General features: G+C 36.6%; 18 protein-coding genes. All 18 read left to right on the plus strand.

What is annotated here, in order from left to right:
• Positions 1–393: 393 nt before the first annotated feature.
• The 18 genes from rpmH (at position 394) to BMW61_RS11310 (ending at position 19,400) form a co-directional block, all read left to right on the plus strand.
• On the plus strand, positions 394–528 hold the full coding sequence (gene rpmH, locus BMW61_RS11225) for a 50S ribosomal protein L34 (protein WP_022761795.1): 135 nt from the start codon (positions 394–396) through the stop codon (positions 526–528).
• Positions 529–647: 119 nt separating this feature from the next.
• Positions 648–1,025, plus strand: coding sequence for a ribonuclease P protein component (gene rnpA, locus BMW61_RS11230; RefSeq protein ID WP_091821937.1), 378 nt, complete (start codon positions 648–650; stop codon positions 1,023–1,025).
• On the plus strand, positions 997–1,206 hold the full coding sequence (gene yidD, locus BMW61_RS11235; protein ID WP_026498410.1) for a membrane protein insertion efficiency factor YidD: 210 nt from the start codon (positions 997–999) through the stop codon (positions 1,204–1,206). Before rnpA ends, yidD begins: the two co-directional genes overlap by 29 nt.
• 17 nt (positions 1,207–1,223) lie before the next feature.
• A complete protein-coding gene (locus BMW61_RS11240; RefSeq protein ID WP_091821940.1) occupies positions 1,224–2,516 on the plus strand; it encodes a YidC/Oxa1 family membrane protein insertase in 1,293 nt (430 codons plus the stop codon).
• 15 nt (positions 2,517–2,531) lie between these two features.
• Positions 2,532–3,323 carry an RNA-binding cell elongation regulator Jag/EloR gene (gene jag, locus BMW61_RS11245; RefSeq protein WP_022761799.1) on the plus strand — a complete coding sequence of 264 codons (792 nt, stop codon included), beginning with the start codon at positions 2,532–2,534 and terminating at the stop codon, positions 3,321–3,323.
• 76 nt (positions 3,324–3,399) lie between these two features.
• Complete coding sequence (gene mnmE / locus BMW61_RS11250) at positions 3,400–4,797, plus strand: tRNA uridine-5-carboxymethylaminomethyl(34) synthesis GTPase MnmE (protein WP_091821942.1); 1,398 nt, start codon at positions 3,400–3,402, stop codon at positions 4,795–4,797.
• Positions 4,798–4,800: 3 nt separating this feature from the next.
• Positions 4,801–6,723, plus strand: a complete 1,923-nt coding sequence (mnmG, locus tag BMW61_RS11255; protein ID WP_091821945.1) for a tRNA uridine-5-carboxymethylaminomethyl(34) synthesis enzyme MnmG — start codon at positions 4,801–4,803, stop codon at positions 6,721–6,723.
• Positions 6,724–6,779: 56 nt separating this feature from the next.
• The gene (rsmG, locus tag BMW61_RS11260; protein WP_022761802.1) at positions 6,780–7,517 is read left to right on the plus strand and encodes a 16S rRNA (guanine(527)-N(7))-methyltransferase RsmG; all 738 of its coding nucleotides are present in this window, start codon (positions 6,780–6,782) and stop codon (positions 7,515–7,517) included.
• 294 nt (positions 7,518–7,811) lie between these two features.
• The gene (locus BMW61_RS11265; protein ID WP_022761803.1) at positions 7,812–8,576 is read left to right on the plus strand and encodes a ParA family protein; all 765 of its coding nucleotides are present in this window, start codon (positions 7,812–7,814) and stop codon (positions 8,574–8,576) included.
• 65 nt (positions 8,577–8,641) lie between these two features.
• Positions 8,642–9,532: a ParB/RepB/Spo0J family partition protein gene (locus tag BMW61_RS11270; protein WP_022761804.1), complete on the plus strand. Its 891-nt coding sequence runs from the start codon at positions 8,642–8,644 to the stop codon at positions 9,530–9,532.
• A gap of 10 nt (positions 9,533–9,542) precedes the next feature.
• Entirely contained in the window at positions 9,543–10,055 is a 513-nt protein-coding gene (locus tag BMW61_RS11275; protein ID WP_022761805.1) for a DUF4446 family protein, read from the plus strand.
• Between the two features lie 42 nt (positions 10,056–10,097).
• A complete protein-coding gene (serS, locus tag BMW61_RS11280) occupies positions 10,098–11,384 on the plus strand; it encodes a serine--tRNA ligase (RefSeq protein WP_091821948.1) in 1,287 nt (428 codons plus the stop codon).
• Between the two features lie 64 nt (positions 11,385–11,448).
• Positions 11,449–12,333 (plus strand): DUF3881 family protein, encoded by an 885-nt coding sequence (locus tag BMW61_RS11285; protein ID WP_091821950.1) that lies wholly within the window; start codon positions 11,449–11,451, stop codon positions 12,331–12,333.
• Between the two features lie 84 nt (positions 12,334–12,417).
• Positions 12,418–13,488, plus strand: a complete 1,071-nt coding sequence (locus BMW61_RS11290) for a sensor domain-containing diguanylate cyclase (protein WP_175475168.1) — start codon at positions 12,418–12,420, stop codon at positions 13,486–13,488.
• A 9-nt stretch (positions 13,489–13,497) separates the two neighbouring features.
• Positions 13,498–14,313, plus strand: a complete 816-nt coding sequence (locus BMW61_RS11295; RefSeq protein ID WP_091821956.1) for an MBL fold metallo-hydrolase — start codon at positions 13,498–13,500, stop codon at positions 14,311–14,313.
• Positions 14,314–14,344: 31 nt separating this feature from the next.
• Positions 14,345–16,501, plus strand: a complete 2,157-nt coding sequence (locus BMW61_RS11300; protein ID WP_091821959.1) for an InlB B-repeat-containing protein — start codon at positions 14,345–14,347, stop codon at positions 16,499–16,501.
• Between the two features lie 6 nt (positions 16,502–16,507).
• The gene (locus tag BMW61_RS11305; RefSeq protein WP_091821961.1) at positions 16,508–17,614 is read left to right on the plus strand and encodes an NHL domain-containing protein; all 1,107 of its coding nucleotides are present in this window, start codon (positions 16,508–16,510) and stop codon (positions 17,612–17,614) included.
• Positions 17,595–19,400, plus strand: a complete 1,806-nt coding sequence (locus BMW61_RS11310) for a CHASE2 domain-containing protein (protein ID WP_175475169.1) — start codon at positions 17,595–17,597, stop codon at positions 19,398–19,400. Before BMW61_RS11305 ends, BMW61_RS11310 begins: the two co-directional genes overlap by 20 nt.
• Positions 19,401–19,432: the final 32 nt, after the last annotated feature.

Consider the following 19,432-nt stretch of genomic DNA (forward strand, 5'->3'; position numbering starts at 1 on the left):
ATTTTTCATGATAATAATAATCATGCATAGAGTGGAAAAGTGGAAAAGTAGCTATTAATTATTCACTTCCTTTAAGGCGCATTATTACTGGCTTTTTCGAAATTGTGATTTTTTTATCGGAAATGTTTTCCACATCTAATCCACATTTTGTGGATAAAAAAAATAAATTTACAGATAATAACAATTTATCCACAAAATCAACATTTAGATGTGGATAACTTTTTTTTACACCATATGTTGATTCATTTTTTTTAAAACTTTTTTATAAGTTATCCACAATATTTTTTTTACTTGACGGAAATGCTTAATTTTATTATAATAACAACGATTTTTTCTGATTCAGACAATTATTTTATTTGCTAAATAGATAGTAAAAGGAGGTGTATTTCGACTATGAAGAGAACTTATCAGCCGCATAAGCTTCAGAGAGCTCGTGTTCACGGCTTTAGAGCAAGAATGGCAACTAAGGGAGGCAGAAAGGTACTTGCTGCCAGAAGACTTAAGGGTAGAAAGAAAATATCTGCATAATAAGGACCACATAATGTTGTGGTCTTGTTACGCGAATGTGCATAGATGCATATTCGCGTATTTTCATATTTCTACGAATTATGTTGCTCATAGAAGAGCACATTAAATGGATTGATTAAATGCAAAAAACAGAAAGTTTAAAAAAGACTGCTGATTTTCAGCTTGTTTATAAAACCGGTAAAAGCTACGCAGATAAGAATATTGTTGTTTATCTCAGAGAGAATCAAACCGATATGAACAGACTCGGAATTTCAGTTAGCAAGAAAGTTGGGAACAGTATTGTAAGGCACAGGTTTGCAAGACTAGTTCGAGAAGTTTACCGACTACACGAAAATATATTTAATAGTGGTTTAGATATAGTAGTCGTGGCCAGATCCCGTGCAAAGGATGCAAGTTATTTTGATATTGAAAAATCCTTTTTATATTTGGCCGAAAAGTCTCATCTAAGAAAAAATGATGAGGTGCAAGATGAAGAAAATACTGATATTACTGATTAAACTATATCAAAAGTATGTTTCTCCAATGAAGAGAACAAAATGTCCGTATATTCCGACTTGTTCGCAGTACGGATTAGAAGCAATAGAAAAATACGGTGCTATTAAAGGAAGTTTGCTTGCTGCCTGGAGAATTATAAGATGTAATCCTTTTTCCAGCGGTGGTTATGATCCTGTACCGTAAGTATCGGAGGGTTGGTTTTGAACATTGTTGCGTTAACACAGTACCAGGGAAAAATTGTCGGTCCTATCGCATGGGTCCTTGGTCACATAATGAATTGGATTTTCATAGTTCTTGATAAGATTGGTATTCCAAGTACCGGTCTTGCTATTATTTTATTTACTATTATAATGTATCTTTTTCTTATGCCGCTTACCTATAAGCAGCAGAAGTTTTCTAAGCTTCAGGCCAGAATGAATCCTGAGCTTCAGGCTATTCAGGCTAAGTACAAAGGAAAAAAAGATAATGATTCCATGCTTGCTCAGCAGGAAGAGATAAAAGCTCTTTATGCTAAGTATGGTGTTTCACAGACAGGTAGCTGTGTTCAGCTTGTTATTCAGCTTCCTATAATGGTTGCTCTTTATCGTGTAATTTATTCAATGCCTGCTTATGTTGGTCAGATTAAGAATTCTTTCTATCCTTTAGTAGAGCAGCTCAGAAATACTGCAGGTGCAAGTGATTTCCTGCAGACTCTTTCAAGTGCTTCACAGTACTCAAAGCAGTTTAAGGCAGATGCATTTTTATCAGGTGATGTATCTCACATTGAGAATACATTTATTGATGTCCTTTATAAAGCATCTTCTGCTGATTGGGCTTCACTTACTGAAAAATTTGGCAATCTTTCTGATTCAATAACAAGTACTCATACATTACTTAATAAGTACAATAGCTTTTTAGGTCTTAATATAGGTGATTCACCTACTTTCATGGTTCAGAATGCATGGCATAATAAGTCATTTGGATTATTTATTATTGCCCTTATTATTCCTGTTCTTTCATGTCTTACACAGTGGATAAGCATTAAACTTATGCCTCAGCCTGCACAGCAGTCTAATGACCCTAATGATCAGGCAGCTCAGATGGCAAATTCCATGAAGACAATGAACATGATGATGCCTTTGATGTCTCTGTTTTTTACATTTTCATTCCCTGCAGGTCTTGGTATTTACTGGATTGCAGGTGCTGTAGTACGTACAATTCAGCAGATATTCATTAACAAGCATATTGATAAGATGGACATAGATGCTGAGATTGCAAAGAATACGGAAAAGTATAATAAAAAACTTGAGGAAATGAAATCTACTCCTCAGATGAATCGTTTTGCAAATGTAAATACAAGAACAATGAATTCTTATACTTCAACTCGTTCTGAACAGGAGAAGGAAGAGGGTTTGAAAAAAGCTGACGAGATTTATAAGTCCGGTAAGGCTAACAAAAAAAGTCTTCTTGCCAGAGCAAATATGGTTAAAGAATTTGATCAGAAAAATAATTGATAGGGGATTAAAAAAATGGAATATATCGAGATTTCAAAAAAGACTGTTGATGAATGCATAACTGAAGCATGCGCACAGCTTATGGTAACAAGCGACAATCTTGAATATGAAGTAATTTCTACAGGTTCCACAGGATTTCTTGGTTTAAATGTTAAACCTGCTGTGATAAGAGCAAGAGTAAAGAGTGCTTCCGAAGAAAAAACGCAGGAAGTAAAAGAAACAGTAGAAGAGAAGAAAGTAGAAGTAAAAAAAGAAGAAAAGCCTAAGAAAAAGGAAGTTAAGGAAGAAAAAGCTCCTGAAGTTAAGAAGGAAGAAAAAACAGAAGAAAAACAGATTTCTTATGTTTATGATCATGAATTTATTAACAGAGCTAAGGAATTCCTTGCAAATGTTTTTGGCGCAATGAACATGAAGGTTACTGTTGATGCCAAGTATAATGAGACAGATAAAGTTCTTGAAGTTGAACTTTCCGGAGATGAGATGGGTGTTCTTATCGGTAAGAGAGGACAGACACTCGATTCTCTTCAGTATCTTATTTCTCTTGTTGTAAACAGAGGCAGTGAAGATTATATTCATGTTAAGGTAGATACAGAAAATTACAGAAGCAGAAGAAAAGCAACTCTTGAGAATCTTGCTAAGAACATTGCTTACAAGGTTCGTAAAAACAGACAGTCAGTTTCACTCGAGCCTATGAATCCTTATGAAAGAAGAATTATTCATTCGGCTCTTCAGGCTGATAAGTATGTAACAACTCACAGTGAAGGTGAGGAACCTTTTAGAAGAGTTGTTGTAACTCTTAAGAAATAATTTGTATGCTTAGAGCTGCCATTGAATTTAAAATAATTTCAATTGGCAGCTCTTGTTACATTTTGAGGATAATAATATGTTCTTCAAGGAAGATACTATTTGTGCAATAGCCACTGCTATGATAGATGCAGGTATAGGTATTATAAGAATTAGTGGTGAAAAGGCACTTAGCATAGCAAGTAAATTGTATGTTGATGCAAAGGGAAATCATTCATTATTAAATAAAGATTCTCATACGATAAGCTATGGTTTTATTGTAGATGAGAATGAAAATAAAGTTGATGAAGTAATGGTTTCATTAATGAAAGCACCCAGAAGCTATACCAAAGAGGATGTGGTTGAAATCAATTCTCATGGTGGACGACTTATTATGGAATCCATTTTGAATCTTCTTATAAAAAATGGATGTAGACTTGCAGAACCCGGTGAGTTTACAAAGCGAGCTTTTTTGAATGGTAGAATTGATCTTACAAGAGCAGAGGCTGTAATGGATCTCATCCATGCTCAAAATGAATTTTCAATGAAAAATTCAGAGAGGCAGCTTGGTGGAATTCTTTTTAATAAAATAGAAGAAATAAGAAAAGAAATTCTTTATGAAATGGCATACATTGAATCTGCAATAGATGACCCTGAAAATTATGATCTGACTGGATATGATGAAAGATTAAAAGAAAAGAATGAAGACTGGATTAGTCGCCTTAATTATCTGATAGGTACTTCCGATGAAGGTATTATTAGAAAAGAAGGAATTAAAACAGTTATTATAGGAAAGCCAAATGCCGGAAAATCATCTCTTTTAAATAAACTTGCCGGTGAAGAAAAGGCAATCGTAACTGATATAGAAGGAACTACAAGAGATATTATAGAAGAAACTATTAGACTTGATGATATTGTTTTAAGAGTTCTTGATACAGCAGGCATAAGAGATACAGATGATAAAGTAGAAAAGATTGGTGTAGAGAGGGCTGTACAGTCAGCGCAAAGTGCAGATCTTATTTTGTATATTATTGATTCTACAGACGATGAAATATCCGACGATGAAAGAATATCAGAACTTATAAAAAATAATCATGTAATTGTATTATTAAATAAAAATGATATCAGTGACAGAATATCTATACTCGAAAATGATATACATAAAATATACGGCAATGATATTCCTGTAATCAAAACTTCAATGGTGGATGATACAGGAATAGAAGATTTAAAAAAAATAATTACTGATATGTTTTTTAATGGGAACATTGCTCCCAAAGAAGAAATATATATTACAAATATTAGACAAAAAGAAGCATTATTAAATACATGTGACAGTTTGAAAAAAGTTCAGGCAAGTATCGAAGCAGCAATGTCAGAAGACTTTTATTCAATTGACCTTATGAATGCTTATTCTTTCTTAGGGGAAATAATCGGACAGGAAGTTGATGATGATCTTGTTGAAGAAATTTTTTCAAAATTCTGTATGGGTAAATAAAAAATGATAGTTGATAATTATGATGTGATAGTAATAGGTGGAGGACATGCCGGATGTGAGGCAGGACTTGCAGCTGCAAGACTGGGATTAAAGACAATTATCTTCACTTTAAGTGTTGATAATATTGCTTTCATGCCCTGTAATCCTCATATAGGTGGTTCTTCGAAAGGACATCTTGTTCGTGAGATTGATGCTCTTGGTGGTGAGATGGGAAAAAACATTGATAAGACCTATCTTCAATCCAAAATGCTTAATAAGTCAAAGGGTCCAGCAATACATTCATTACGAGCTCAGGCAGATAAGCTTGAATACTCAAAATCTATGAGAATGATTTTGCAGGCTCAGAAAAATCTTATTGTAAAGCAGGCTGAGATAAAGGAAATCCTTTATGATGACATTTCTACTGATAAAGACTTAATTGAAGAAGGTTACGAAAAAAAGATTTCCGGAGTAAAAACTGTAACAGGTCTTACTTATAAAAGTAAGGCAGTAGTATTATGCACTGGAACATATCTTAAAAGCAGATGTCTTTGCGGTGAGTCTATTTCATATACAGGTCCTAATGGATTACAGCCTTCTAATCTTTTATCACAATCACTTATTGATGGTGGTGTTGAACTCAGAAGATTTAAAACAGGTACTCCTGCAAGAATGGATGGAAATACAATAGATTATTCCAAAATGGAAATTCAGACAGGTGATACACCGGTTGTTCCTTTTTCGTTTGATACAAATCCTGATGATATACAGAAGCAGCAACATAATTGTTATCTCACATATACAAATGAAAAAACACATGAAATTATACGAAATAACATAGATAGATCACCTATTTATGCTGGCATTATAGAAGGCATAGGTCCTAGGTATTGCCCTTCAATAGAAGACAAAGTTGTAAAATTTCCAGACAAGATAAGACATCAAGTTTTTATAGAACCGGAAGGAACACATACAAATGAGATGTATGTTGATGGTATGTCTTCTTCTATGCCGGAAGATGTTCAGATACAAATGTATAGATCTGTTCCGGGACTTGAAAATTGTGTAATTGTAAAAAACGCTTATGCCATCGAATATGATTGTTTATGTTCGGGACAACTTTATCCTACTCTTGAAATAAAGAAAATAAGAGGTCTTTTTAGTGCTGGTCAGTTTAACGGAAGTAGTGGCTATGAAGAAGCTGCGGCTCAAGGTTTGTATGCAGGTATAAATGCATGTATGCAAATCTTAGGAAAGCCATACCTTTCCATAGACAGATCAGAAGGTTATATCGGAGTTCTTGTTGATGACATTGTTACAAAGGATAATCTCGAACCTTACAGGATGATGACTTCAAGAGCTGAATATAGATTACTTCTGCGTCAGGACAATGCAGATATCAGACTTAGGAAAAAAGGCTATGAAGTTGGTCTTATTCCAGAAGATAAATATAAAGCACTTTTATTAAAAGAGGAACTTATTGAAAAAGAAACAGCAAGATTAAAAGAGCTCAAGGTTGGTGCATCAAAGGATGTTCAAGATTTTATGGACAGACATGATTCACCAAGACTTAAGACTGCAGCATCTATAGCTGAACTTATATGCAGACCGGAGCTGAATTATTACAATATTGCAGAACTTGATCCGGAAAGGCCCGAACTTAGTAAGGATGTTATAGAACAAGTTGAAATAAATATTAAGTATGAAGGCTATATTGAGAGACAGCAGAGGCAGGTAGATAAATTCAAGAAAATGGAAAATAAAAAGATTCCTGCTGACATCGATTATGACGATGTAATAAGTCTACGTCTTGAAGCACGTGCTAATCTTAAAAAATTCAAACCTGTTAATGTGGGTCAGGCATCAAGAATTAGTGGAGTAAATCCTGCGGATATTTCTGTATTATTAGTTTACCTTGAAAACTACAGAAAAAATTCAAACCACTAATTCTGCTAATTGTTTCACGTGAAACACAATATATGGTTATTTGAAAGGATTATTTTATGAATCACAATTTTGATTCTATGATAAAAGACTTTAATAGTTTAAATATTAAATTATCTGATAAGCAGATAAAACAATTTGAAGATTATTATGAACTTCTTATTGATTGGAATAATAAAATTAATCTTACTGCAATAACCGAATTTGATGATGTCTGTAAGTTACACTTTGTTGACTCTATAGCATCATCAAAATATTTTGATTTTTCGAAAGAAGCTTTATCTTTAATTGATGTTGGTACCGGAGCTGGATTTCCCGGTATCGTTTTAAAGATAGTGTTTCCTAAATTGAATGTTACATTACTAGATTCACTTCAAAAGCGAATTACATTTCTTGATACAGTAATAGATAGTTTAAACTTAAATGAATCAGGATCTATTAAAACTGTTCATGGCAGGGCAGAAGATTATTCGGATTCAAAAAATGGAGAGCTAAGAGAAAAATTTGATATTGCAGTTTCAAGAGCAGTAGCTGGATTATCAACGCTTTGCGAATATGATCTTCCATATGTGAAAGTTGGAGGATCTTTCATTGCATACAAAGGTGATAAAGGTGTAGAGGAAGTAGCTGATGCAAAAAATGCTATTTTTCTTTTAGGGGGCAAGACAAAACTTGTAGAAGAATTTTGTCTTCCTGATACAGATATTAAGAGAACGATATGTATTATAGATAAAGTTCAAAAGACTTCTTCAAAGTATCCAAGAAAAGCAGGTACCCCTCAAAAGAAACCTTTATAAGCATTAGAAACATAAATATATTTTATAATACAATATATTGTATTACAGATTTGAAAGACAACTATTTGTTTCACGTGAAACATTTTTATATGAAAATTTATTTCCACAATAAATAGTTTCACGTGAAACATAGAGACCCAATATATAGTAAAAAAATCTCGTGAAACATTAATTAGATGAATATTGTATAAAAAATAAAGATAATTTACATTATAATTTTGAAACTGTGTCTATAAAACTGTGCTATAATTTAAAAGTTGATTAAGAAAGAAAACTGAAGAGGGAGAGAAAAGTATGGGACGTGCGATTGCGATTGCAAACCAAAAAGGTGGTGTGGGTAAGACAACAACATCAATTAATCTGTCGGCAACTCTTGCTGAAAAAGGAAAGAAAGTACTAGTCATCGATACAGATCCCCAGGGTAATACTACAAGTGGATTTGGTCTTAACAAAAATCAATTAGAGAATACAATATATGAATTACTTATTGGTGATTGCAAGGTAGATGATGCACTATATATAAATGTTGTAGATGGCGTAGATATAATTCCTTCCAATGTAAATCTTGCAGCTGTTGAGATTGAACTGATAGATATGGAAGAAAAGGAATTTATTTTGAGGAAAGCAATTGAGAAAATAAGAGATCATTACGACTTTATTATTATTGATTGCCCTCCTTCACTTAGCATGCTCACAATCAATGCAATGACAACAGCAGATACAGTACTTGTTCCCATTCAATGTGAGTATTATGCTCTTGAAGGATTAAGCCAGTTAGTTCACACAGTTAATCTGGTGAAAGAGAGATTGAACAATTCATTGCAGATGGAGGGAGTTATATTTACAATGTATGATTCCAGAACTAATCTCTCAATGCAGGTAGTTGAAAATGTTAAGGATCATATTTCAGAAAATGTTTATAAAACAATTATTCCGAGAAATATTCGCTTAGCAGAAGCACCCAGCTATGGACTTCCGATTAATCTATATGATACAAAGTCTGCAGGAGCAGAAGCATACAGACTTCTTGCAGATGAAGTAATAGGAAGAAAATTTTAATGTAACTACAATATGATGTATCACGTGAAACATAAGATACATTATATATAGAAAGAGGTAAATAAATGGCACCGAAAAATACCAAGAGAGGTTTAGGTAAAGGTCTTGATGCACTGATTGCTCCGGCACCTGCATCTAAGAAAAAAGTTGAAGCTGATAATGAAGAAGGACAGGTAGTAATTGTAAATATTACTAAAGTTGAACCAAATAGAGATCAGCCCAGAAAAACATTTGATGAAGATAAATTATTAGAGCTTTCAGATTCTATTAAACAACATGGAATTATAAATCCTCTGATAGTTCAGGATAGAAAAGATCATTATGAAATAATCGGTGGTGAGAGAAGATGGCGCGCAGCTAAGAAGGCAGGACTTAAAGAAGTTCCGGTAATTATTAAAAATCTCACAGAGCAAGAAATTGCCGAATATGCTCTTATCGATAATATTCAAAGAGATGATCTTAATCCTATCGATGAAGCTTTTGCATATAAAAAGCTTATAGATGACTTTGGCTATACACAGGATGTTGTTGCTGAAAAAGTATCTAAGAGCAGAGTTGCCATTACTAACTCACTTAGACTTTTGAAACTCTGTGAAGAAGTTCGTCAGATGGTAATAGACGGTAAACTTTCAACCGGTCATGCCAGAGCACTTATTTCAATAGAAAATAAGGAAGAACAATTAAAAATCGCCGAGCAAATCTTTGATCAAAAGATGAGTGTAAGAGACACAGAAAAGCTTGTTAAGAATCTTGGTAAAGAACCTAAGAAAAAGAAAGAACTAAATAAGCTTAATTCAAGTGTCGAATCTGCATACAGAGAACTTGAAGAAAAATGTACACAGGCTATCGGAACAAAGGTATCAATATCACCTAAGGGAGATGGAACCGGTAAAATTGAAATCGAGTTTTACAGTACAGATGATCTTGAAAAAATAACAGAAAAACTTTACAGGTAGGAGTGGCAATATGAACAGTAATCTTTTTGACCAGTTAGGACTAAACATAGATATTGCTTATATACTTTTGGCACTGCTTGTGATTATAATAGTGCTGCTAATAATTGTTATAATTCAGGGTAATAAGATAAAAGCAATTAAGAATCAAATTTCAAGATTCATGAAGGGAAAGGAAGCAGCTTCCCTTGAAGATGAAATAGTAGCTTTATTTGAAGAAAATCAAGTTATCAGAAAAACGACAGAAAAGAATCAAAAAGACATAAATAGATTATATGATCGCCTGGCTTCATGTTTCCAAAAGGTCGGAATAATCAAGTATGATGCTTTCAACCAAATGGGTGGACAGCTTTCATATTCAATAGCTCTTCTGGATGAAGATAACAATGGTTTCTTATTAAATTCAGTACACAGTACAGATGGTTGCTACTCATACTCCAAGGAAATAGTAAACGGAAAATGTAAACTGGAACTTGGAGATGAAGAACAGATTGCTTTGAATGAAGCGATGGAATATGGAAAATAATAATCTGCGATTAACTGCAGAATAATAAAAGGGGAAAATAAAATGATAGATATTAAATTCTTAAGAGAAAATTCTGATGTAGTTAAAGAAAACATAAAAAAGAAATTCCAGGATGAAAAACTCCCGCTTGTTGATGAAGTTATAGAACTCGACAATGAGAGAAGAAAAAATCAGCAGGAAGCAGATGATCTTCGTGCAAGCAGAAACAAGATTTCCAAAGAAATCGGAGCATTGATGGCTCAGGGCAAGAAAGAGGAAGCTGAAGCGAAAAAGGCAGAGGTTGCTGCTAATGCAAAGAGACTTGCAGACCTTGAAGAAAATCAGAAAATTGTTGATGATAAAGTTCTTAAAATCATGATGGTCATTCCTCAGATCATTGATGAGAGTGTTCCGATTGGTAAGGATGATTCCGAAAATGTTGAGATTGAAAAATTCGGAGAGCCTGTGGTGCCGGATTTTGAAATTCCTTATCACACAGACATTATGGAGAGATTTAACGGAATCGATTTTGATGCTGCAAGAAGAGTTGCAGGAAACGGTTTCTATTACCTCATGGGAGATATAGCAAGACTTCACTCAGCTGTTATTTCTTATGCAAGAGACTTCATGATTGACAGAGGATTTACTTATTGCATTCCTCCTTTCATGATTCATGGAAATGTTGTTGAAGGTGTTATGAGTTTCCCTGAGATGGAAGCTATGATGTATAAGATTGAAGGAGAAGATCTTTACCTTATTGGAACAAGTGAACACTCAATGATCGGAAAATTCAAGGAACAGCAGATTGAAGAGGCAGACCTTCCTCAGACCCTTACAAGCTATTCACCTTGCTTCAGAAAAGAAAAAGGTGCTCATGGTATAGAGGAGAGAGGCGTATATAGAATTCATCAGTTTGAGAAACAGGAGATGATCGTTGTATGTAAGCCTGAAGAATCAAAAATGTGGTATGACAAGCTTTGGCAGAACACAGTTGATCTTTTCCGCTCCATGGATATTCCGGTTCGTACACTTGAGTGCTGTTCAGGTGATCTTGCGGATCTTAAATGCAAGTCCTGTGACGTAGAGGCATGGTCACCGAGACAGAAGAAGTACTTCGAAGTTGGAAGCTGCTCTAACCTTGGAGATGCTCAGGCTAGAAGACTGAAAATCAGAATCAAGGGTAAGGATGGAAATTACCTTGCTCACACACTTAACAATACAGTAGTGGCACCTCCGCGTATGCTTATTGCATTTCTTGAGAACAATCTCAATGCAGACGGATCTGTTAATGTGCCTGTAGCACTCAGACCTTATATGGGCGGCAAGGAAAAACTTATACCTGTAAAATAAATTTAGAAAAATATAACCTTCATACATGAGAAAAAATTGAAGGTATGGAAAGGAGGTGAAATCCATGCATAATTACCTAAGAGCAATCGGTTTTGAGAATTTCAAAAGCAGAGACGATATTCAGCAGCTTATAGCTATGACTGTTCAGCAGGCTGATTCAAGATCCTATGTAACTAAGGACGGTGAAAAATTATTGGGAGAATTCTGCAAGGATTTCGCCGACGGGATCGGAATTTGCGTCTGCGGAGAATTTAATGAGCAGGACAAATTCCTTTATGACTATTATTATCCATATGTCAGAGGAACCCGCATCACTACTGAGGAAGACATAACCGTATCCAGACACGCAAGTAGAGAATCCTATGCCGGAGTTTGTGATGACCTTAGAGTAGGAGTAACTGTTATTTTTTATCTGCAGAACATGATTCCTTATATCAAGGTTCAGAATGAAAACAGATTCCCCATAAGAGGAACTACGCTTACGATGTCAGCCCTTTCTCTTAAAGGAACTATAATGATGCCTATCGCCAAAACCGATAGTGATAAAAATTTTGCAAAAAAGAGAACCAGGGAAAGAGAAAAGCTGATGCATAAAGCCAGAAAAGGCGATGAAACAGCTATGGAGACTCTTTCCATAGATGATATGGATACATATAGTGCTCTTTCCAAGCAGATAAAGACAACTGACATCTATACGCTTGTTGATAACTACTTCATGCCCCACGGTGTTGAATGTGATCAGTACAATGTTATGGGAGAAATCATGGAATGCCATGAAGAAACCAATTCCCTGACAGGACAGACACTTGAGATTATGACTATCAACTGCAATGAGCTTATATTTGATGTTTGTATAAATAAAAAGGATCTTCTGGGCGAACCCATGCCGGGAAGAAGATTCAAAGGAACTATATGGATGCAGGGATTTGTCAATTATCCTGATGCATGAAAAACTAATGTCATGTATTGCCTCATAAAAATATGGTAAAATATTCTTGTAACATCGTTTTGTTGCATTATGAGGGATAATAATATGAATAGTGATAAAAGTGATCAAAGTGCACTTTTTAACAGAACTCTCGATATTACACAGGATTTGTATAATAAGATGAGTACGGCAGAAGCAGAAGGAGGATGGAACGATCATTTCGGACTGTTCTCTATTTTTGCTGAGCTTGGAAGAACACTTGTAGAAGCAGACAGATGCAGCTTTTGGAAATGGGATAAGATAAATCATAAGCTGATAACCAATGCTGCTGTTGGCACAGATCAGATCATCATCGATGAGAACACAGGTCTTGTGGGACGTGCCATCAGAGAGAAAAAACCAATTGTAACAAATGATCCGTACAATTGTCCGGATTTCAATTCTTCAGTGGATAAATCCACAGGATATACCACAAAATCAATTCTAGTAATTCCCTGTTTTAATTGCAAAGGAGAAATGATAGGCGCTTATCAGGCTATAAATAAGCTTGATGACAAGGGCTTTGATCTTGAACATGATGTCAGAAGACTATCTCTGGCAGCAGTTGTTTGTGGGATTACTCTTGAGGCGGATACCTTCCTCGATGACTCGCAGACAGATAAGCTGACAAAGCTTAGAAATCGTATGGGTCTTCATAGCGATTATAAATCTAAATATCTCAAACTCATGCAGAGGTCTGACGATGATAAAGTAACTGTTTCAGTAATTATGTGTGACATCGACCACTTCAAAAGGGTAAATGATACTTACGGACATAATGCGGGAGATGCCGTACTGGAGCACGTTGCGAAGAATTTAAGAGAAAGTGTCAGAGAATCTGATACTGTTTACAGATGGGGTGGTGAGGAATTCATCATTTTCCTTGCTAAGGCAGATCTTGATCAGAGTGCATTTGTCGCAGAGAGAATCAGGAAAAGAATCGAAGCTTCAGTATGTACCTTTGAAGGAACCGATATCAAAATTACTATGAGTTTTGGCTGTGCTGAAATGGATCCGTCAGTACCTGTAGAAGATAATATCAAGGTTGCAGATACCAGATTGTATATTGCCAAGGAAACAGGTCGAAATCAGGTTATCAAGGAAACGATAGAAGGCTATGAGAAGGTAGACTCATAAGGGGAAAATATGGGGGAAAAAATTTTTTCAGTTACCATTCTTGGTGCAAGGGGTTCTATTCCAGTAAGTGGAAAGGAATATAACTTGTACGGTGGTGAAACTTCATGTTATATGGTTGAACTTGGAAAACAGGTTATTTTTCTGGATGCTGGTACCGGAATTGTTAATGCGCCTGATTTAAAGGATAAAGATAATGTGTATATTATTCTTTCCCATCCACATCTTGACCACATAATCGGACTTCCCTTTTTTCCGGAACTATCCAAAAAGGATAAGACAATAACACTTTATGGAAAAAGATTAAAAGAAAAATCTATCGAACATCAGATAGAAAAGGCATTTTCAAAACCTTATTGGCCACTTACCATTGCGGAATATCCTTCGAATATAATTTATAAGGATCTTGAAATTCCTCTTGAATTGCGTGACGGAGGAGAAAAGATACTTGTAGAAGCAGCTGAAGTAAACCATCCGGGGGGATGTCTTTCATTCAAGATTACCTATATGGGGAAAAAGCTTGTTTATATGACTGACTGCGAGCTGCAATCAAAGTCGGAAATTAATTTGACAAACTTTGCAAAAGACGCAGATCTAATTCTTTTTGATGCACAGTATACGGAAAAAGAGTATGAAACAAAAAAAGGATTCGGTCATTCGACTTTAAAGATGGCTAAAGAGTTTAAAGAACTTACGAACTCTAAGAAAATGATTCTTATTCACCACGATCCGAAGCATAATGACAGTGATCTCAAAAAAATGGAGGACAGTTTAAAAGAAACTGACATTAGCTACGCAAAAAAAGGAATGAAAATAGATATTATATGAAAGAAGTTTTTGGGGAGGTAAAAATTTCACTATGAAATCTACCGGAGAAAGAATATTAGTTTTTGCAATGTGTTTGAGCATTGCCATGACAGCCATTTTTGCAGGACACAAAGTTATGGCTGAGGAAGCGGTTGCATCCACAATCAGAATGACAAAAACTGAGGGAGAAGTAAAAGTAACCGACAGTTCGGGGACAGAGCTCAAGACCACCGATAACATGAGACTATTTAACGGTAATCATGTTGGCACTGATAAGGCAAGCTATGCCTATTTTAATCTTGATGATAAAAAGGCTGTAAAGCTTGATGCCATAAGCGAAACGGAAATACATAAAAAGGGTGATAATCTCGAGGTCCTTGTATTATCGGGAAACATGTATTTTAATGTCTCTGAAAAGCTGAAAAGCGGACAAAATGTGAATGTCCGTACTTCCAATATGGTGATGGGTATCAGAGGAACCATCATTCAAACCAGGCAAAACGGTGATACAACAGAAATTGTCTTCATCGATGGAAATGGAGAGGGTGAAACCAGCGATGGACAGCATATAGAAGCAGGACCCGGTGAAAAGGTTACTGTACAAGGTGACCAGGACGGAAGTGTGAAAATTAATACTGATAAAGCCACTATCGAAGATTTAGGAGGTTTTGTCTGGATTGAGATTGCAAATGATCCTGATGCCAGAGATAAAGCAGAAGGTGCCGGTTTTGACACAGAAGGAGTAACTCCTGAGTCCGCAAAAGATAGACAAAATAAGGAAGAACAAGCGAATTCAGATTTACAGGACAAAGTAAATAAGAATAAAGAAGACCAGGATAATAATTCAAATAATGATGCATATTGGGGCGGGAATTCTACACAGGGACAAACTGGAACCGGTACAAATCCACCTCCTCAGGCAGTAACACCTCAGGGACAGGGGAATACTGTACAACCTGAAACCCCGCAGGAGCCGGCAACACCAGAAAATACTAACCCGGTTGTTGAGCAGCCTTCCGAAGAAGATCCTCCTGCTGAAAATAATGATGGAGAAAGTCAGCAGAAAAAGAAGTATAAGATTACGCTAAATTTCGATAGTGATGACGGAAAAGTAAAGTCAACGGTATCTGAGGCAGAAGAGGGAAAGAGTGTAACAATAAAAGTTAGTCCTAAGGATGGATATAAGGTTAAGAGCGTATCTTCTAAGCAGGTGGACTTAGAAGAAGATGATGGAAAATATACGTTTGATATGCCTGCTAAGGATGTAACAATAACGGTTAAATTTGAAAAGGTGGAGGAGGATACACCTCAGCCTGAACCTGAACCAGAACCGACTAAGTACACAGTTACAACAGAATGTGATACCAGCCAGGGAAGCATTAGTATCAGTCCTTCAGGGGAACTTACAGCAGGAACTTCGGTTACAGCAACGGCCGTTCCGAATGAAGGATACTCTTTTGATTCGATGACTATTACAAACACTTCAGATAACAGTGCAGTCACAGCATCCGGAGATGGAAATACAAAATCATTCACGATGCCGGAAGGAAATGTAAAGGTCAGTGCTACATTTAAACTTAATACTTATGATATCGCAACATCTGTTAGCGGTGCAGATGCTTCGTTTGTGAGTGTACTGGTAAACGGAGAGGCGGCAACCAGTGCAGCCTACGGACAGAAAGTTACAGTCAGAGTAAAGATGAATGACAATTATTATCCTAAAACAATAAGTGTTAACGGCAATTCAGAAACAGCAACCTATGTCAGTGCAAATACGGGAGAAGAACCTTGGACTCTTGATTATGAATTTACTATGGGTACTGCTAATGCTCAGGTGGATGTAACATATGTTACTCCTACAGCAATTACAGGCTATGACAGTGACGGATGGATGATGAGTGTAACTTCAATAAAGGGTGATGTGAAATTTAGTACGAATGATCATGAAGGAAGCATTTTTGTAGGCACCACAATGGATGAAGAATTAGATCCTATGACTGATACTATGCTAATTATTTTTCCTGGAGCTACTCTAACGATCGGAGAACGCACTACAATAAAAGTCGGCTCTAATGCAAGTATTATCAATTATGGAACAATAAAATGCATAGTAAGTATGGAAACTGAAGAATGGAATGGTTCCATTGTTGAAGCAGGGGGACAAATTATAAATCGTGGAAATGGAGCTATAGTTAACGCAGAGGGGTAAAGATGTATGAAAAAAGTAAATTCATTACGAAGAATAATGAGCATGCTATGTAGCATTTTCATTACTTTGCTCATTATAGGAGGCTGTGGAACAAAGAGCAGTGACGTCACAACTGACACTGCGCAGGAAGGCGCTGTAGATGCAAGGGGAGAAGTTGAAGCAAAAGAAAAAACTCCTGAGCAGAATCTGGAGAAATCATCAGAAACTGTTGATGAGAAGAGTGTAGATAAGGATGAAAAAGGCTATCTTGAAAATGAGAAATTTAAGCCTTGTACAATTTTTATTGATGGTGATGACTTTATCATATCCGATACATATTATGATGCAGTCTGGAAATATGATGGGGAAGAATTCACAAAGATCGCAGGAGCTGACAGCGTAGAGGATATCTATGGTGTGCCACTTGGCGGATACAATGACGGAAAAACTGAGGAAGCTCTGTTCACGGATCCTTTTGAGATTACCAAATTCCAGAATGGTTATGCAGTTTCCGATACAAAAAACGATGTTGTAAGGTACATACATGATGGAATAGTTGAGACACTAAATGCAGCTATCTCCTCAGGTGGCAAGGAAAAGCCTTGTGAGTTTAATAATCCTACAGGACTTGCAACTGATAATAACGGAAACCTTTATGTATCAAATACCGGAGAAGGAGAAATTATCAGAATTACAGGTGACGGAAAAGCGGATAAGGTTCTTGTTAATCTGAATGAGCCTATGGGACTGTACATTTTTGATGGATTTCTGTACATAGCTGAGACAGGAGCAAACCGTATAGTGAAGGCTTCCATAAAGGAAGATAAGGCGGGAGTAATCGAAGAGGTTGCAGGAAGCGGAGAAGAAGGAATGAAGGACGGCGATGCAAAAGAGGCACTTTTCTCATCTCCGAAAACACTTTTTGTAACAGAGGATGGATCAGTTTATGTGGCAGATACAGTTAATTCCGCAATCAGATGTATAAAAGACGGAGAGGTTTCAACTGTTGTAGAAGGAAATACCGGAGAGATCAATGCTTACCCTGTAACACCTACAGGTCTTTGCATAAAAGATAATGTGCTTTACGTTTGCGACAATTTCAATGGTAAAATCTATGAATTTGAAATGGAATAAGTACGGCAAATATTTTATAGCATTACTAATTTCAATTATCTTTGTTTTAATCTCCATAAGCGGGATTACAGATTCCGCAGACGGAGTTGTTTCTGATGCGCTCTATCAGAAAAGGATAGCAACCGACGGACAAATAGTTGTTGTCGGAATTGATCAGAAAGCACTTGATGCTTTGGGCCCTTTTCCCTGGTCCAGGAGTGTAATCGCAGATTGCGTCAGTTACTTAAACAGTGCGCAGGAAAAACCTGCCGTAATCGGACTTGACATTTTGTATGTCGGAGAAAGTGCAGACCCTGACGCTGATGACTATCTGGCAGCAGTTTGTGAAAATGGACAAAATGTGGTTGTGGCTTCTGCGGCAACCTTCGGGAGCGAACTTCAGATTGAAGACGCCGGCTTCTATATGGATGAGAGAGCTGTGCTCGCTTTTGATGAACCCTATGATCAGTTAAAGGCAGCAGCGGGCTATGGCCACATAAACACCATGGCTGACAGCGACGGTATCATCCGTCATGGAATCTTATATGTGGATGTTCCGGGAGAAGGGAAGGTATACTCTTTTTCCAGAACAATCTATGAAAAATTCTGTGAAAACAATGGAATAGAGAAAAATCCTCTTCCAAAGGAAAATGACGGATTTTTCTATATACCCTATTTTACAAATGCTGGGGGATACTATGATTTTATCTCTGTAGCGGATCTGTATTATGGTGAAGTTGATCCTGAGTTTTTCTCCGGAAAGGCCGTTCTTATAGGACCTTACGCAGCAGGACTTCAGGATGAATACAGAACAGCCATTGATCATGCTGCTCCTACCTATGGAGTGGAAATACAGGCCAATCTTGTGGATTTTTTCAGAAGAGGTTTTTATCCGTCAGAGGCATCACGAAATGTTCAGCTGATAATTCTATTTATCCTATGCATAGTCATGTGTCTGTTTTTCTATGATAGAAATGTAATCCCATCTATTATCGGAGAAGTACTGGTATGCGGCGGGTATATCTTGCTTTGCCTTCTTCTTTATAAGACATCGGGTATTGTTCTGCACGTTTTGTGGATACCGCTTTTTGTATCAATATTATTCATTGGTTCAGTTGCGATAAACTATATTAAGGCTGCAAGAGAAAGAAAAAAGGTCACCAATACTTTCGGAAAATATGTAGACCCGGCGGTTATGAAGCAGCTTCTTGAACAGGGTGAGAGTGCACTGGAGCTTGGAGGAAAGACTTACGACATAGCGGTTCTTTTTGTGGATGTAAGAGGCTTTACTACTATGAGTGAGGCGCTGGATCCGCCAACAGTCGTAGAAATAATAAATCAGTACCTGACGCTGACAACCGAGTGCATAATGAAAAACCACGGAACGCTGGACAAGTTTGTCGGAGATTGTACCATGGCCTTCTGGAATGCTCCGGTTGCACAGGACGACGCAGTTTATATGGCATGTCGTGCGGCAATGGACATGGTTGAAGGATCAATTGCCCTTGGTGAAAAATTGAACGAGAGATTTGGAAGAAGTGTATCCTTCGGAATAGGAGTTAATTACGGACCTGCGGTTGTAGGTAATATCGGAGCACCACTCAGAATGGACTATACTGCCATAGGCGATACCGTTAATACGGCAGCGAGACTTGAAGCCAACGCTCCGGGAGGTAAGATCCTGATATCAAGAGCAGTTGCCGACATACTTGGAGACAGGGCGGAGGTAACATCTCTTGGAGACAGTATTAAATTAAAAGGAAAAGCTGAAGGGTTTGAGATACTTACCCTGGATGTGCTGAAATAATTTTTTTGGAAAAAAAGAGCTGGCATAAAACT

The sequence above is a fragment of the Butyrivibrio sp. ob235 genome, assembly GCF_900109475.1.
Classification (GTDB): domain Bacteria; phylum Bacillota; class Clostridia; order Lachnospirales; family Lachnospiraceae; genus Butyrivibrio.

Coding starts and splice junctions, on each gene's coding strand:
- rpmH (WP_022761795.1), top strand. CDS start 394: ATGAAGAGAACTTATCAGCCGCATAAGCTTCAGAGAGCTCGTGTTCAC.
- rnpA (WP_091821937.1), top strand. CDS start 648: ATGCAAAAAACAGAAAGTTTAAAAAAGACTGCTGATTTTCAGCTTGTT.
- yidD (WP_026498410.1), top strand. CDS start 997: ATGAAGAAAATACTGATATTACTGATTAAACTATATCAAAAGTATGTT.
- jag (WP_022761799.1), top strand. CDS start 2,532: ATGGAATATATCGAGATTTCAAAAAAGACTGTTGATGAATGCATAACT.
- mnmE (WP_091821942.1), top strand. CDS start 3,400: ATGTTCTTCAAGGAAGATACTATTTGTGCAATAGCCACTGCTATGATA.
- mnmG (WP_091821945.1), top strand. CDS start 4,801: ATGATAGTTGATAATTATGATGTGATAGTAATAGGTGGAGGACATGCC.
- rsmG (WP_022761802.1), top strand. CDS start 6,780: ATGAATCACAATTTTGATTCTATGATAAAAGACTTTAATAGTTTAAAT.
- BMW61_RS11265 (WP_022761803.1), top strand. CDS start 7,812: ATGGGACGTGCGATTGCGATTGCAAACCAAAAAGGTGGTGTGGGTAAG.
- BMW61_RS11270 (WP_022761804.1), top strand. CDS start 8,642: ATGGCACCGAAAAATACCAAGAGAGGTTTAGGTAAAGGTCTTGATGCA.
- BMW61_RS11275 (WP_022761805.1), top strand. CDS start 9,543: ATGAACAGTAATCTTTTTGACCAGTTAGGACTAAACATAGATATTGCT.
- serS (WP_091821948.1), top strand. CDS start 10,098: ATGATAGATATTAAATTCTTAAGAGAAAATTCTGATGTAGTTAAAGAA.
- BMW61_RS11285 (WP_091821950.1), top strand. CDS start 11,449: ATGCATAATTACCTAAGAGCAATCGGTTTTGAGAATTTCAAAAGCAGA.
- BMW61_RS11290 (WP_175475168.1), top strand. CDS start 12,418: ATGAATAGTGATAAAAGTGATCAAAGTGCACTTTTTAACAGAACTCTC.
- BMW61_RS11295 (WP_091821956.1), top strand. CDS start 13,498: ATGGGGGAAAAAATTTTTTCAGTTACCATTCTTGGTGCAAGGGGTTCT.
- BMW61_RS11300 (WP_091821959.1), top strand. CDS start 14,345: ATGAAATCTACCGGAGAAAGAATATTAGTTTTTGCAATGTGTTTGAGC.
- BMW61_RS11305 (WP_091821961.1), top strand. CDS start 16,508: ATGAAAAAAGTAAATTCATTACGAAGAATAATGAGCATGCTATGTAGC.
- BMW61_RS11310 (WP_175475169.1), top strand. CDS start 17,595: ATGAATTTGAAATGGAATAAGTACGGCAAATATTTTATAGCATTACTA.